Below are 13,104 nucleotides of genomic sequence, written 5' to 3' on the forward strand. Positions count from 1 at the left end.
AAAATCGCTCAATGAAAACCCGTCATCCCCCCGCTCACAGCTGCTGGGGAAACCCTCGATATGCCAAAAATCCACCGTCGACCGGCAGCTCTGCCCCATTGATGTATGAAGCCGCATCAGTCGACAGAAACACTATTGCTTCAGCGACTTCAGGAAAAAGCCCAGTACGACCCAAGGGGACGGACTGCAAAAGTTTTGGACGTAACTCCGGGTCCGCAGATGCAACGGATGTGCGCATTGGCGGCATCCAACCGGGAATAACGGCATTCGAACGAATATTGTCCTTTGCATAGCGCCCCGCCGCAGATTTCACGAGCAGGAGTATCGCCGCCTTTGCGGCGTTGTAGCCCATGTGAACGTAATCCGCGCCGATCTTTCCAGCGATGGATGACGTGGCAACAATAGAACCGCCACCCGCCTGCGCGATCACCGGCGCAGCATGCTTAATGCCAAGGAATGTTCCACGAGCATGGATCGACATCAGACGATCGAAATAATCTGTATCCATGACATCGGGAATCATTCCGCTGATTCCCGCATTGCTAACAAGTCCGTTGAGTTTGCTATAAGTTGACACAACAGATTTCACGGCATCAATCCACTCCGGCTCATTACGGACATCTAGATGAACGGTTGATGCGGATCCGCCGTCAGACACGATCGACTGAGCAACGCGGGAAGCCTCTTCGTCGAGTATGTCACCAATCACGACATTGGCTCCCTCTTTGGCCATAAGGCGAGCCGTACTCTCTCCAAGGCCACTTGCTGCGCCCGTCACAAGGAATGTTCTGCCTTTTAACCTCATCGACTCCCCTTACTCCGCGTTGACATCGCCGGAACTCATTCCACCGATAGGCCCTTTGTTGTTGAGTTAGCTGTTACGTTTGACGTTGCCTTTGCGTTTGACGTCCGGAAATACCCAGATGGCAAAAACCACAAACATGCCGACCCCCAATGCCACTGCGGCGGGTGGGTATAGTCCGATGCGATAGTCATAAAACGCGATGCAGGCAGCGACGAGAAGAACGAGAGTCGAAATCACAAGCTTTATCTTGACCAACATGACCTTCTTCCTCGCTCACAACGACAGTGCATTTGCGAAATGTGCGGATTGGCCCAACATCATCACTGCCGCTGCTTGAATACAGAGCAAGACCAGCAATCCCGCGTAACTGTCGAGCCACCGCTGTGGAACGACGTTAAAAATGGCTGGCGCAAAAAGAAATATCCAACTCCCCATCAGGATGATGCTCGATAAACGAAGGGTGGATGCGGCAAATACAACCGTTCCTATCAGCAACAGGACCAGCAATATTGCGTTGCCAATCACGAGGCCAAATCCCAACGGCGCTGAACTATTTGCGCGAGCACCCAACGGCAGCAGACCAGAAATGATCAACCCGCTAAGAGAACAAGCCGCCCAAAGAATAGCGAAGCATCCAAGTGACCTGAGGTCCGGCTCAACCGAACGAGCAACCGAAAGCACAGCTTCCATCGCTTTCCTCCAACGTTACGAGGGCACTTTCGGTGGATTATCTGCCGGCCACTGCAACCTTGGGAGGAAGCTTGTCAGCTGCCTTCGCTGTTCGCCGCAGATTTGACTTCACATGTTCCCAGCTATTGCCATTGAAAACGTGACCAAAGAAGCCGCGGTCAAGATCGGACGTACCGTAAACCCAATCAAAGATCGGCGTCCCGATACCCATGTTGACCTCCATCATGATCGAGTGATCATGATGGGCTCGATGGTGTCTGCGGGCAGTATTGACGATGGGGCAATACACGAGGAACCAGTTGTCCTCGACATGACAGCAGAAATGAACGAACTCGTACCACATATAGCTGCCAATCACGCTCGCCATCACCAACCAGCCGGCGTTCGATGAAATGAGCAAACCCACGATCACCGCGCTGGGCAACGCAATGAGAAGCATCGTCGCCATTGTGAATGGGGGAAAGAAGGTCACGCGCCAATCCATATGATCGGCGAAGCGCATCTCGTCGTCCGTAAAGAACTGATGATGCTGCAGTGTGTGGCGGTTGTAGAGCTCCCGCAGCGCTCCATTACGCGCAGGCCGATGAAGCCACACACGATGGGCCCAATATTCTCCGAACTGATACGTCAAGAAAACAGCAGGAATGACGCCCCACTGCCACCAAGCAACGTCGCTCAAATTAGCAGAGCACACGTAAATGATGGAGAAGCCGGCAATAAAGATAACCGAGACATGCAGCCAGCCGTTGTACCACGTCGCAATCTGCTGACGATAAGTCGCGCGGAAAGCACGCTGCCTGTTGGACATAGATGAGTTTCGCAGTTCCATGGCGCTACCTCCGATCGAATACAGCCAGCCTGTATGCCGACATGTGAAATATCAGTTGTCGTCAGATAATACGGTCGTGCCAATACGCTGTCAAGTTGGATTGCAACTAATTATTAATCAGCCGCCTTCGAAATGTTTGTGTCGTTGCGATCGGACAAATGTGGGCTAAATGTGTTTTTGGATATCGAACAAGAAAGTCTCTTTTGATGCTTCGCAAAACTGACGTCCGCCAACGGCAAAAGCCTGTCGCCCCCGAGAACGCCGACGCTAATTCAGACATCAGTTTAGCTGAACACGCCTACCGCACCTTGGAGGAGCTGATCATCACCTTGCGACTGCAACCGGGGGCAGCTCTTTCCGAACAAGCTCTCGCCAGTCAATTGAACATGGGAAGAACACCGATCCGCGAAGCTTTGCGACGATTAGAACGCGAAGGACTTGTTCTCATTCTCCCTCGCAGGGGAGTCCTTGTGAGCGAATTGAATGTTCACAAACAGCTTAGTCTTCTGGAAATGAGAAGGGAGACGGAGCGTTTGCTTGCGCGACTATCCGCTGAACGCGCTACCCCTGAACAGAGAATGGAGTTCGCCAACATTGGCTTGAGTTTGCGGAGTTTCAGCGATGATGACGATGAGACGCTATTTAGTCGTTGGGACAGCCGTCTAACCGAACTTGAATACGAAGCTTCTCAAAATGAATTTGCTGCAAAATCCATGGCACTCATGCATGGCCTATCCAGACGTTTCTGGGTAAAATATCATAACAAGCATGCAAGTCTCGCCGAAACTGCCGCCCTGCATGCCAATCTGGCTGAACAAATCGCTCGAGGCGATACGAGCGCAGCAGCAGCGGCCTCCGACGAATTGTTGGATTACATCGAAGAATTCACTCGAAATACGGTGGCTTGACATCGACACTACCCGCTTGACGCTCCTATGAGCATTAGCGAATTCCGCCGGCAAGCCGTAAAATAGTATCGATGCAGCCAAACCTCTGCCCTGCGGCATGTCGTTGTGCTGAGGGAAAGCACGCCTGATCCGTGAGTCCGGTCTGGATGAAGCGCTCTGGTGGGCCAAATGTAGACAGGCTGGCGCTGCCGAATGTCGAGCTTTCCGAGAAAATTCCTGCCGAGCTTTACAAGGGAGTCGCGGCAATCTTTTTCTTGTGATGCGGTTGACGAAAAAATTGCGCTAAAGTGAAGGCGGAGGTCCGAAAAATCCAATCATCTTGATCAAGCGACCGTCGGGCCCGATTTCGCCGACGTCGATCGATGTATCTCCAAATGTGGCGTCAGCGTGCACTAGACGCCAGAGAAACCGTAGCACATTGTGATGCGTTTCAATGCCGCTCATGAACTCGAGATGCGCACCGGGACGCCCCATCTGCACTTTGGCGATATGACGTGAAAGATTGTCACGTCCCAAAATCTCGACATTTGGGTCCACATAAATACCGTTGTCAGCCCAGCAGGCGGCCAGCAATGCGTCGCGATGGGTGGTATCAGCCTCATTCCAAGCTGCGGCATATTTCTTCACTTTCTCGGCTGTATCGCTCATTGGCTTTATCTCTCCGTTCTTTTGAATGATAAGGTGTTTCATTGTCGTGCTTTAACACGAAGCACGCCAGTTGCCCGCCAAATTACGTCATGACGATCACTACAGCGGAGACTATTAGGTGCCGCTATCTTCTGGCACTAGGGGGTGCGCTTGGTCGCTTGCTCAGCAACCTTCTCGACGTTGAAACCGTCATAGTTGTCGAAGACGCCCATAAATCCCGCAACGGTCCCGTCGCGCATCCAGTCGCGCTGGAGCTCGCAATACATCTGGACGCGGCTTATGAGGTTCGCTCCAGCCTGCTCGACGCGCCGCAACGCTGCCTCATGTGCAGTCACGGAAGTGCCGCCTACGGCGTCAATCGGTACATATACCTCAAAGCCCTCCTGAATTGCATCGAGAGCTGGGAAGGTCAGACAGGCCTCGGTCCAAAGCGCGGTCATAATGAGTTTTCGGCGGCCGATCGCCTTCACCGCCTGCTTGAAGTCAGCATCTTCCCAGCTATTGATGGAAGTTCGGTCATAGGTAGGCAGATGACCTATTACATCCTGCAAGTCTTGGATCGGTGGTTTATTACGCCCAGTCGCAACGTTAACCGTCGAATGGACGATAGGAAGGTTGTAGTTTACTGCGGCCTTAGCAACACTGACGATGTTAAATACGAGTTCCTCGCGCGGCATCGAACGGATCGAAGAAACTTGGATCGGCTGATAGTCGATAATAATGAAAGCAGCGTTCTCTGGCGTGAGGAGATGATCGGTTTTAGGATTTCGAATTACTTCGCTAGTCATTAGCAGGTCCTTTCCTCGATTGGATAAATCGCGCAGGGAACGGGCAAATGCCCTTGATCATATGGAGGAGCGAGCGCGGTGCCCCTCCGCTAGAAGGGGCCAACCCCAATGGGAAATCCGCTCCTGAATTGCCTTGCCACCGCTGTGAAGAAGTGACCGCCGCTGAGGCCGACGATTCGGTCATATCCGTGGATTCCTGGCGGATTCATCATTTTTACCCGTCGCTACAGGAATCGTTCCGCCAAGCGCCAATGTTATTTCGATGGCGACATCCTGCACGAGCTTACCGAGTATAGGCAATCGATCATCGGGAACCCGCGACGCCGTACCTGAGACGGAAATGGCGGCGAGCGGCTCACTGCAATTGTCATAAATCACGGCGGACACACAGCGCAATCCAATCTGCGCTTCCTCGTAATCTACGGAATAGCCGCGCTGGCGAATGTCATGTAGAGATTTGCATAGGTCTCCGGCGCGGACGATTGACCTTGATGTCAACCTCGGCATGCCTTCTCGGTGAATGATCGCGAAAACGTCTTCCTCGGTGTAAGTAGAGAGCAACGCTTTGCCAAGTCCCGATGCAACCATTGGCACACGACCACCGACTTTGGTTACAGAGCGCATAATCTCGCGGCTTTCGAGACGGGTGAGGACCAACATCGCGCCGTTGTCGACGACGGCGAGATTTACAGTTTCGCGCGTTTGGTCTCGCAGCTTACGTAGATAGGGGATGACCTGCGTTAAGAAATTTCTTCGGCGAACGAATGTCGCGCCGACCGCGAAGCTCTGAGCACCAATATGCCAACTAGCTTGCCCGCGGTCGAATTGTACAAAGCGGCGCCTTTCTAATGTGATGAGTAAGCGGTGAATCGTTGACCGTGACAAACCTGTGCGAATGGCTAGGTCCGTCAGCCTATAGCCCTCATCGTCCTCGGCCAAGGTCTCGATCAGCAGCATTGCGCGATCAACCGATTGCACGCCACTGTCTTTAGCGTGTGCTTGATAATTGGATTGATCACCGGACTCGGACCGGAGTTCAACGTGCTTGCGCCGAGCAATATCTCTTTTCATCGCGTCGAATTCCGCCAATGGAATATGAAGGTCGCCTGGCCAGTCCAACTCTAGGCGAGGGAATTCCCAATGTGCTGCATTCACACCCTCGCGCGAAGGACACAAGGACGATATCAGTTATTCCAAAACCTTGTTTAACGGAGCTTTGTGGTTGCTCCTTTACCTAATATTACTAGATATTTGGCACCGACTGCCTTCGCAGACGCAAGCTTAATTTGGACAAGAACGAATTCTGCGAGCAATAAACCGTTATGGATAGAATTCGCGAGATCGGCGTTTTTACAAGAGTGGTCGAACTCGGCAGCTTCTCTAAGGCTGCTGACGACCTCACAATTTCTCAGTCGACTGTAACGAAGAGTATTGCCCAGCTTGAATTGCAACTCGGGGTACGGTTACTCAATCGCAATACGCGTGGTATCAGTCTCACCGAATTAGGATCATTATATTATGAGAAGTGCAAAGCGGCTTTGCACGAACTCGCCGAAGCTGAAAACATCATCAGCCAGAGACGTGTTCAGCTTGAAGGTACATTGCGAATCTCTACATCGGTTGCGTTTGGTCGACGCATCGTAACTCCTCTGCTTATTGATTTCATGAATCGTAATGCTAGTCTTCGAATTGATCTAAGTTGTGATGACAACTACGTAGATCTTGTCTCGCAAGGCGTCGATATCGCACTCCGCATGGGCCGACTTGCAGATTCTTCACTTGGGGGAAGATACCTCGGTCGCAATCCATGGGTTATGGTGGCTTCACCAGATTACGTCGAAAATCGTGGGGCTCCCTCTGAACCAGCTCAGCTGAATAAACACGACTGCATCGTTTACACGACCGTGCAGGGGGATGCTGTCTGGCACCTCCAGGAGTCAAATGGCATTTCTTTTCCTGTTTATGTTTATGGAAGATTGCGATCAAATAACCTTTCAACAGTCCTGGCAGCCACAGAAAATGGACTTGGAATTTCTATCTTGCCCCAATATGTCGCACAGAAGGCCCTTCGCCGTGGCCAACTCGTGCAAGTTTTAATAGATTACATTTTACCGGAGCAAGAATTACATGCGGTGTTTCCCTCGCCAAAATTGGTATCTAACAATGTTTTGTCTCTGATCAATTTTCTCAAACCGAAATTTCAAGGCGATTGGTGGTTTGATCTGTCGGCTTAGTGTTGGCGGAAATCCGTCAACTCCAAGCAAATCTTGGCTCGGGCTGCCAAGACAATCATGGGCTGCAAGTTTCCCAAGGCCACTTTCGCTTGCACGTCAGCATCGTCATCTGATTTAAGACATACAAGGTTACGGGAAGCAATTTCACTCACGACCGAACATGTTTCGTCACAAGAGTTGCTTTCGAATTCAGCTGCGAAAGCTCTAGCGCTTTAGGCGCAATATCCCGCAAGACCTTTGCTTGCTTTCAAAGCGGCGCTGAAGAAGAATCGAGAGGCGCAACAGTAACGGGAATTTCCTTGGAGACGATAAGCAATTTGCCCTAGGGGCGACCTACCTCGAAAACTGGCACATCAAAGAATTCAGAATGGAATGATCAACCGTCTCATCATCAAAATGCCGCCTCGGTACCTAAGTTTTTGACGGTAGGGCAACGAATGGACCAGCCTTACCGCTAAAGTTTGCGGATCGATGAGAAGCGCATGGTGAAGACCGGGCTCCTCATCGACCCTGCCAGGGTCACGCTCATTTCTCTCACGCAATCGACTTTTGATGGAAAGAAATCACCAGAGAACCGGACGGTATCACCTCTCTTCATTGCAGCCAGAGACTTAAAGAGCTGACTCTCCGGATCGATCAAGGTTTTGTCAGAAAAATCAGATACGGCGTTGTTCCAGGTCGATACCTGCAAGTTTGGGGCAAGCTCGAGGGTAACCACACCTTTGCCATCCCCATTTGTTGATTGATCCGCAACCTTCGCGATCCAGCCGGAAACGTAATTGCCTTGGAGGGCGTTGCAAACCGCCTGCTGTCTGCTGTTGCGAAGACCTCCTGCAGCCAGCTCATTTGCGGCCGCAATAAACTGGGAGCGCGCCTTTGTGACGGCCTCAATAAAACGGGCCTGATCAGAGGGAAGCGGCACGCTCGGAGCTGGCGGAGGAGCGCTTTTCCCGCCGCCGACCAGAGCTCCGACAACGATAAATCCAAGTGCACAGCCCAAGGCCGCCTTCACCGCAATATTCATGGACCATCCCCGCTTACTACTCGATTTGCCCTCCCGCCGCCTCATGAACGACCCGGCGTGGACAGGTCAGCACATCGCTTCCCTTATTACCGAAGTCCACAAAACCCTCGGCTGCCGCGATCACTATCGGTAGGGTCGGTTAATATAATCCTATTTTGGGATAATCCATTTTCGGGATCAGATTACTTGCCGCCGATTCACGGCCTTGGCGGCAAATGCAGAAGACCCTCAAATCCGCAGATTATGCCCGGCTGATCGACCTGCTTGTCGCAGTGCGGAAATCAGCGGACATTCGCCAGCAGGCGTTGGCCAAAAAACTCGGCCGCCCTCAATCTTTTGTCGCAAAGTATGAGAATGGCGAGCGTCGCCTTGATATCATCGAGTTCACGGCCATTGCGCGCGCTCTTGGCGCCGATCCCGTTAAGCTTTTTAAGGACCATGTTGCCGGAAAAGGCGCGCCGAAGGCCACCCCAAAGCGTCCGACCAAATAGGTCGTAGAGCCTTGGGCTCTTTCGGATCATTTTGTGATCCGGACCGGCTGATAAGAGCCACTAGATTGCTGCGTTTCCGCTCGACTTCCCCGGCACGTGGAGCGTCACTGTCGCCGTAAATCGGAGGCAATGATGGATCGCAAAGTTACCGAACAGGCAATTGGCCTGATCTTGACCGAAATTGGTATTCGCCTCGGCGAGGCCGCACGGATTGCCAAGGCTGCCGAGGCCTGCGCGCTGGCCGGTAGTGTAAGTGAAGGAGTGAGAGTTTCGATGGATCTCGAGCAAATGTTCTACGAAACGCACCGGTTGCAGGACGCAGCTTCGCTGCTCAACCGTTTGTCGGGCGAATAGGAGCTCTCCAAATCTCAAGGCTCCCCTGCCCGTCAGCAAATGACGGGCCTGCGGCCATGGCAGCACAAGATGCTGTCGCTTACCTCGGCCGCGTCAACGGAATCATTGAACGCTCGACCTGGGCGACCGCATTCAATCGCGTCTGAACCAATTCACGCGTCAAAAAGCAGAGGTTCGCCCATCGAATGTTATGGAATTTCGCGCTGTCGCTGTAGCAGCAAAGCTAAAATGTCAGCACTGAGCAAAGTTCAAATGTCAGTTTCTGGTCCCTTTGGGGACCTTGGAGGCTGTCATTTCGATGGGCATAGTGTTGATGAGCAAGCGCGAGCTGAACCGTCTTGATGTTCTGGCACGGCTGGATAGCGATAGACTGACCGTCCTCGCTGCGGCCGGCTTGATGAACGTAACACCGCGGCAGACGTATCGGCTGTTGAGCAGATATCGCGAAGGCGGTGCTTCAGCGATCGCCAACCAGCGCCGTGGCCGCCCCTCGAACAACCGGTTGTCCGACGAAGTGCGGGATCACGCGATCGCTCTGGTCCGCCAGCTCTACGCCGACTTCGGACCGACATTGGCGGCCGAGAAGCTAGAGGAGCGTCATGATCTCAAGGTCTCGCGGGAGACGCTGCGCAACTGGATGCGGCAGGCAGGAATCTGGGTATCGCGGGCCGAGCGCAAGCGGATTCAGCAGCCTCGGTACCGCCGCGAGCATGTCGGCGAACTGGTCCAGATCGACGGCTCGGAGCATCGCTGGTTCGAGGATCGCGCGGCTCCCTGTACGCTGCTGGTGTTCGTCGATGACGCCACAAGCCGACTGATGGAGCTGCGCTTTGTCGCCTCGGAGAGCACATTTGCGTATTTCGAGGCGCTGAAGGCTTATCTTGGTCGACACGGCAAGCCGGTCGCCTTCTACTCCGACAAGCATTCCATCTTTCGGGTGTCGAACGAGAACGCGGTCAGCGGCAACGGAATGACGCAATTTGGACGGGCCTTATCGGAGCTCAACATCGAGATTCTCTGCGCCAATACCAGCCAGGCCAAAGGCCGCGTCGAGCGTGCGCACCATACGTTGCAGGATCGCCTGGTGAAGGAGCTGCGGCTCGCCGGCATCAGCACGATCGATGCGGGCAACGATTTCCTGCCCAGCTTCGTCGCTCACTACAATGCCCGCTTTGCCAAGCCGCCCGCCCGTGAACAAGACTTCCATCGCGTGCTCGACCCCCGTCAGGATCTCGATGATGTTCTGTGCTGGCGTGAGCAGCGCAAGGTCTCGCATCAGCTGGTGGTGAACTACAATCAAATGAAGCTGACGCTAAGATCTCAGGGTTTGGCAGTTCGCCTGCGCGGCAAGATGGTCGAGATCTATGACTTTCCGGATGGACGGCTCGAGGTTCGCTGGAAAGGCAGATCATTGCCCTACACAGCCTTCGACAAGCTACAGCGGGTCAGTCATGCCGCCATCGTCGAGAACAAGCGCCTCGGCGAGATTCTTGCCTGGATCAAGGAGCGGCAAGACAGTCAACCTCGCTTCAACACTGTTCCGAAGGGCCCGCGCCGATCAAGCCAGAAGTCCGGTCTTATGAAGAACCGGACCTTGCGGATGAACGAAGCCAGCAACTCAGCCCCAAAATCCTCCCGCAGAGGACGGCGCCGCTCCGATACGATGGTCGGCGCGGCGCCGTCTCCTGTCCCCTGACAGGCCGCCCTATGATATTTCTACTTTGCACAAATCGTGACATCTCAACTTGGTTGCAACAGTCGCTGATCGCATATCCGATGTTATGGAATATCGAGGCAACTGATAAGTTTTGCCACCACCTTATCAAGAGGCCAAGCCTTCGGCCGGCGCATGAATGACGTAATCCGCCTCCATGACGAGCGAAACGAACTGTCCTCGAACGAAAGAACGCATCGATTCCAGTCGTCGCGCGTCGTGCAGCTCATGCGGCAATGCCACATTGATCTCGCGGGCAAGGCCAGCACAACGTCTGTGAGTGTGCTATAGAGAGGTACAATCAGGAGCAGATGAGACGAATGGCGAAGAAGCCGGGGATCGGGAAATGCGTACACTGCCTCAAGGACCATGTCGAACTCACGTCGGATCACATGTTTCCGAAATCTTGGTACCCCGATGCGACGCCTGACAACCTAGAGAAATGGCAATTTCCGTGCTGCTTGGAATGCAATCAACAGTATAGCAAAATTGAAAGTGACTTGCTGAACCGCTTTGCGCTTGCGTTGGATGCGAAACACCCGGCATCCCAAGGCCTCATCGAAACTGCGTTGAGAGCAATGGACCCGAACGCTGGAAGGGATGAGAAGGACGCGGCCGCCCGAACCCTCCGCTGCCGGAAAATCTTGGGCGACATGTTTAAGGGCGAGGAGATACCGGAAGACCAGATCCTGTCCGGACTCGGCGAAAGATGGGGCCGAGCAAAAGGCGAGCAACTCGCAGTGCAAATTCCACGTTCCGGTGTTGATAAAATGACGGAGAAGATTGTCCGTGGATTAGTTTATCGTGAGGACGGTCGCTTTATCGAAACTCCCTACGAGGTAAGCACTTACGTTGATGGAGCGGAAGCGGATTTTGCAAGGGAGATGATTCAAAAGGCTGGAAAGGAATATAAGCGCGAGCCGGGCCTTGAGATACGTCGTGCAACAGTTGATAGCGACCCGCGGACTGCAATCTACGAGATAACATTCTGGAAGCAGTTCAAAACGTACGCGACAGTTGGATATGATTGCCCACCCGGCAATCACCTCTTAGACAGAAGTGAGGCGGTCACAGCGGGTGATCTTTGGTGTCATCGAGGTAAAGTGCATAGAATATGGTTGCCTGCCAAGCTGTTTGGAAAGCAGCTACCGAATAACGACTATTGCAGGAAGGCGTTTTAACCTGCCGGTTGAAACACTCCGCTGGCAATTCGTCACAAATGCACATCATGTATACGAAAATGAAGGTAACCGCCTTGGGAGACTTTGCAGAGATATTGAGCCGAGAGTTTAGGTGGCCTAAGCCAGGTGACCAAGCCTTCACAAAATCTAGCGATTGGCAGCAAAATGCTCTGACTACTCAGGGAGTCCATGGCCGTCTCGTGCTCATGATGACGGGATACAAAGAGGCCGCTGACACCCTGGTAGATGAGGCCCAACAGTCGGGGTTCAAGCGCGATACTTTAATTTATCCAGTTATTTTTCTGTACAGGCAGTTCATAGAGCTGGAGCTTAAATATCTAATCTACACATTTGGCGGGCGCGTTGGCGTTGAAGCCAATTGGAAATCGCATGACATCGCGTTCCTTTGGACTGAATTTGTCAAAGTATTGGCAGGCTATGGAGTTCAGGATCCTGACAAAACAGATGCGGTGGTGAGCTCTATTGTAGCCGAATTTGCGAAGGTTGATCCGCAGTCTTACTCATATCGCTACCCAGTCGATACGCGGGGGCACGAGGTCCCGCTCGGTGTGGATGTTCTGAACCTTAGTGCTCTCAAGGACGTTATGGACGGGGTAGGTGGATACTTCACCGGTTGCGACGGATACCTTGATCACCTAGCCGACTAAGACCGTCGCCCAAGGGTATACGCGGCTTTCAGCTCTTCAATTGAGAATGGCGGCTGCCTACGATGTGCCATTCGGTGACAATTGGCGCAAAGTGGCCGAACATCCTCGACTGTTAGGGAGACGACTGTTCCGGCTTCTTGGGCTGCTAGGCTCAACGGATGAAGGTGGTGGACTTCAATGTAACCAGTCCCGATTTCTCCGTAGGTTTCCTGAAAATCAAAACTGCACACCACGCAACGTAGTCCATGCGCCTTTATGGCGTCGTCCCGTAAGGCGGCATTCCGAGCAAAGAAGGTACGCTCACTTCTAAACGCTTCACCTTCCTGATACTCCCTGATGCTCGTAACGATCTCACTTGGACTAGTCGCCAGACGCCCGGTGTAAACGTCAAAGATCTCGACGAGGCGATTCGTAAGCTTTCCCAGGTAAAGACCTTGAGCAACACGGATTCCAGAGCCGTACGTCGCATAGGGATGATGTTTTGGTCTGTTCGGATAGATGTCCTGCCTGATGCTGTCGAGGTTGCCGCTCTCTATCTCTCGCAACAACGGCTGGTGGGACAACGGCGCGAAATTGCGCAGTGGTATCCGATAGTACGCTGGAAAGTCTGCCCAAGCACCTGGCTCAGGCGGTGGCTGCAGAACGCGCTGAGCATTTCCCGATATCTCGGATACTCCGACCAGGGCTCGCCCAGTGTCGATAGTGATCAAGTGGTATACTACGTCACCGAGGACGGGCTCTCGCATTATCTCGTAACGCTTATTGTTGCG

Annotated in this window: 16 protein-coding genes and 1 pseudogene; 7 read left to right on the forward strand and 10 right to left on the reverse strand. The window is 53.1% G+C overall.

The genetic code is table 11. The features are described 5' to 3' along the window. Nucleotides 1–34: 34 nt before the first annotated feature. The 4 genes from HMPREF9696_RS10870 to HMPREF9696_RS10885 all read right to left on the reverse strand — a co-directional run bounded on the left by HMPREF9696_RS10870 (nt 35) and on the right by HMPREF9696_RS10885 (nt 2,324). Complete coding sequence (locus tag HMPREF9696_RS10870; protein WP_002713051.1) at nt 35–805, reverse strand: SDR family NAD(P)-dependent oxidoreductase; 771 nt, start codon at nt 803–805, stop codon at nt 35–37. Between the two features lie 66 nt (nt 806–871). Further along, nucleotides 872–1,063, reverse strand: a complete 192-nt coding sequence (locus tag HMPREF9696_RS10875) for a hypothetical protein (RefSeq protein ID WP_002713052.1) — start codon at nt 1,061–1,063, stop codon at nt 872–874. Between the two features lie 15 nt (nt 1,064–1,078). Next, the gene (locus HMPREF9696_RS10880; RefSeq protein WP_002713053.1) at nt 1,079–1,495 is read right to left on the reverse strand and encodes a hypothetical protein; all 417 of its coding nucleotides are present in this window, start codon (nt 1,493–1,495) and stop codon (nt 1,079–1,081) included. A 37-nt stretch (nt 1,496–1,532) separates the two neighbouring features. Next, complete coding sequence (locus HMPREF9696_RS10885) at nt 1,533–2,324, reverse strand: sterol desaturase family protein (RefSeq protein WP_002713054.1); 792 nt, start codon at nt 2,322–2,324, stop codon at nt 1,533–1,535. A 206-nt stretch (nt 2,325–2,530) separates the two neighbouring features. Here HMPREF9696_RS10885 and HMPREF9696_RS10890 point away from each other — a divergent pair, with 206 nt between their 5' ends. Next, nucleotides 2,531–3,232 (forward strand): GntR family transcriptional regulator, encoded by a 702-nt coding sequence (locus tag HMPREF9696_RS10890; protein ID WP_002713055.1) that lies wholly within the window; start codon nt 2,531–2,533, stop codon nt 3,230–3,232. Nucleotides 3,233–3,514: 282 nt separating this feature from the next. Here the strand turns inward: HMPREF9696_RS10890 and HMPREF9696_RS10895 are convergent, their stop codons facing one another. The 3 genes from HMPREF9696_RS10895 to HMPREF9696_RS10905 form a co-directional block, all read right to left on the reverse strand. Further along, a complete protein-coding gene (locus HMPREF9696_RS10895; protein ID WP_002713056.1) occupies nt 3,515–3,880 on the reverse strand; it encodes a nuclear transport factor 2 family protein in 366 nt (121 codons plus the stop codon). 137 nt (nt 3,881–4,017) lie between these two features. Continuing rightward, entirely contained in the window at nt 4,018–4,668 is a 651-nt protein-coding gene (locus HMPREF9696_RS10900) for a hydrolase (protein ID WP_002713057.1), read from the reverse strand. A gap of 180 nt (nt 4,669–4,848) precedes the next feature. Continuing rightward, nucleotides 4,849–5,739, reverse strand: a complete 891-nt coding sequence (locus HMPREF9696_RS10905; RefSeq protein WP_002713058.1) for an IclR family transcriptional regulator — start codon at nt 5,737–5,739, stop codon at nt 4,849–4,851. Nucleotides 5,740–5,990: 251 nt separating this feature from the next. On the opposite strand from HMPREF9696_RS10905, the gene HMPREF9696_RS21270 reads away from it, so the two are divergent. Next, nucleotides 5,991–6,902 carry a LysR family transcriptional regulator gene (locus HMPREF9696_RS21270; RefSeq protein WP_002713059.1) on the forward strand — a complete coding sequence of 304 codons (912 nt, stop codon included), beginning with the start codon at nt 5,991–5,993 and terminating at the stop codon, nt 6,900–6,902. Nucleotides 6,903–7,356: 454 nt separating this feature from the next. Here the strand turns inward: HMPREF9696_RS21270 and HMPREF9696_RS10910 are convergent, their stop codons facing one another. Beyond that, nucleotides 7,357–7,926 (reverse strand): hypothetical protein, encoded by a 570-nt coding sequence (locus tag HMPREF9696_RS10910; protein ID WP_002713060.1) that lies wholly within the window; start codon nt 7,924–7,926, stop codon nt 7,357–7,359. A gap of 215 nt (nt 7,927–8,141) precedes the next feature. On the opposite strand from HMPREF9696_RS10910, the gene HMPREF9696_RS10915 reads away from it, so the two are divergent. From HMPREF9696_RS10915 to HMPREF9696_RS10925, 3 genes are all read left to right on the forward strand, one after another. Next, nucleotides 8,142–8,417, forward strand: coding sequence for a helix-turn-helix domain-containing protein (locus HMPREF9696_RS10915; protein WP_002713061.1), 276 nt, complete (start codon nt 8,142–8,144; stop codon nt 8,415–8,417). Nucleotides 8,418–8,549: 132 nt separating this feature from the next. After that, nucleotides 8,550–8,771, forward strand: a complete 222-nt coding sequence (locus HMPREF9696_RS10920) for a hypothetical protein (protein WP_002713062.1) — start codon at nt 8,550–8,552, stop codon at nt 8,769–8,771. Nucleotides 8,772–9,069: 298 nt separating this feature from the next. Next, on the forward strand, nt 9,070–10,467 hold the full coding sequence (locus HMPREF9696_RS10925) for an ISNCY family transposase (protein WP_002713063.1): 1,398 nt from the start codon (nt 9,070–9,072) through the stop codon (nt 10,465–10,467). A 126-nt stretch (nt 10,468–10,593) separates the two neighbouring features. Here the strand turns inward: HMPREF9696_RS10925 and HMPREF9696_RS22220 are convergent. Further along, nucleotides 10,594–10,749: pseudogene (locus HMPREF9696_RS22220) on the reverse strand (MobA/MobL family protein); the annotation flags it as partial. 56 nt (nt 10,750–10,805) lie between these two features. On the opposite strand from HMPREF9696_RS22220, the gene HMPREF9696_RS10930 reads away from it, so the two are divergent. Both HMPREF9696_RS10930 and HMPREF9696_RS10935 read left to right on the forward strand, forming a co-directional pair. Continuing rightward, nucleotides 10,806–11,666, forward strand: a complete 861-nt coding sequence (locus HMPREF9696_RS10930) for an HNH endonuclease (protein WP_002713064.1) — start codon at nt 10,806–10,808, stop codon at nt 11,664–11,666. 59 nt (nt 11,667–11,725) lie between these two features. After that, on the forward strand, nt 11,726–12,334 hold the full coding sequence (locus HMPREF9696_RS10935) for a hypothetical protein (RefSeq protein WP_210161302.1): 609 nt from the start codon (nt 11,726–11,728) through the stop codon (nt 12,332–12,334). Here the strand turns inward: HMPREF9696_RS10935 and HMPREF9696_RS22225 are convergent. Further along, nucleotides 12,331–13,080 (reverse strand): HNH endonuclease, encoded by a 750-nt coding sequence (locus tag HMPREF9696_RS22225; protein ID WP_081602400.1) that lies wholly within the window; start codon nt 13,078–13,080, stop codon nt 12,331–12,333. The two genes, HMPREF9696_RS10935 and HMPREF9696_RS22225, sit on opposite strands and share 4 nt — an antisense overlap. Nucleotides 13,081–13,104: the final 24 nt, after the last annotated feature.

The organism is Afipia clevelandensis ATCC 49720 (assembly GCF_000336555.1).
GTDB lineage: Bacteria > Pseudomonadota > Alphaproteobacteria > Rhizobiales > Xanthobacteraceae > Afipia > Afipia clevelandensis.

Coding starts and splice junctions, on each gene's coding strand:
- HMPREF9696_RS10870 (WP_002713051.1), bottom strand. CDS start 805: ATGAGGTTAAAAGGCAGAACATTCCTTGTGACGGGCGCAGCAAGTGGC.
- HMPREF9696_RS10875 (WP_002713052.1), bottom strand. CDS start 1,063: ATGTTGGTCAAGATAAAGCTTGTGATTTCGACTCTCGTTCTTCTCGTC.
- HMPREF9696_RS10880 (WP_002713053.1), bottom strand. CDS start 1,495: ATGGAAGCTGTGCTTTCGGTTGCTCGTTCGGTTGAGCCGGACCTCAGG.
- HMPREF9696_RS10885 (WP_002713054.1), bottom strand. CDS start 2,324: ATGGAACTGCGAAACTCATCTATGTCCAACAGGCAGCGTGCTTTCCGC.
- HMPREF9696_RS10890 (WP_002713055.1), top strand. CDS start 2,531: ATGCTTCGCAAAACTGACGTCCGCCAACGGCAAAAGCCTGTCGCCCCC.
- HMPREF9696_RS10895 (WP_002713056.1), bottom strand. CDS start 3,880: ATGAGCGATACAGCCGAGAAAGTGAAGAAATATGCCGCAGCTTGGAAT.
- HMPREF9696_RS10900 (WP_002713057.1), bottom strand. CDS start 4,668: ATGACTAGCGAAGTAATTCGAAATCCTAAAACCGATCATCTCCTCACG.
- HMPREF9696_RS10905 (WP_002713058.1), bottom strand. CDS start 5,739: ATGAAAAGAGATATTGCTCGGCGCAAGCACGTTGAACTCCGGTCCGAG.
- HMPREF9696_RS21270 (WP_002713059.1), top strand. CDS start 5,991: ATGGATAGAATTCGCGAGATCGGCGTTTTTACAAGAGTGGTCGAACTC.
- HMPREF9696_RS10910 (WP_002713060.1), bottom strand. CDS start 7,926: ATGAATATTGCGGTGAAGGCGGCCTTGGGCTGTGCACTTGGATTTATC.
- HMPREF9696_RS10915 (WP_002713061.1), top strand. CDS start 8,142: ATGCAGAAGACCCTCAAATCCGCAGATTATGCCCGGCTGATCGACCTG.
- HMPREF9696_RS10920 (WP_002713062.1), top strand. CDS start 8,550: ATGGATCGCAAAGTTACCGAACAGGCAATTGGCCTGATCTTGACCGAA.
- HMPREF9696_RS10925 (WP_002713063.1), top strand. CDS start 9,070: ATGGGCATAGTGTTGATGAGCAAGCGCGAGCTGAACCGTCTTGATGTT.
- HMPREF9696_RS10930 (WP_002713064.1), top strand. CDS start 10,806: ATGGCGAAGAAGCCGGGGATCGGGAAATGCGTACACTGCCTCAAGGAC.
- HMPREF9696_RS10935 (WP_210161302.1), top strand. CDS start 11,726: ATGAAGGTAACCGCCTTGGGAGACTTTGCAGAGATATTGAGCCGAGAG.
- HMPREF9696_RS22225 (WP_081602400.1), bottom strand. CDS start 13,080: ATGCGAGAGCCCGTCCTCGGTGACGTAGTATACCACTTGATCACTATC.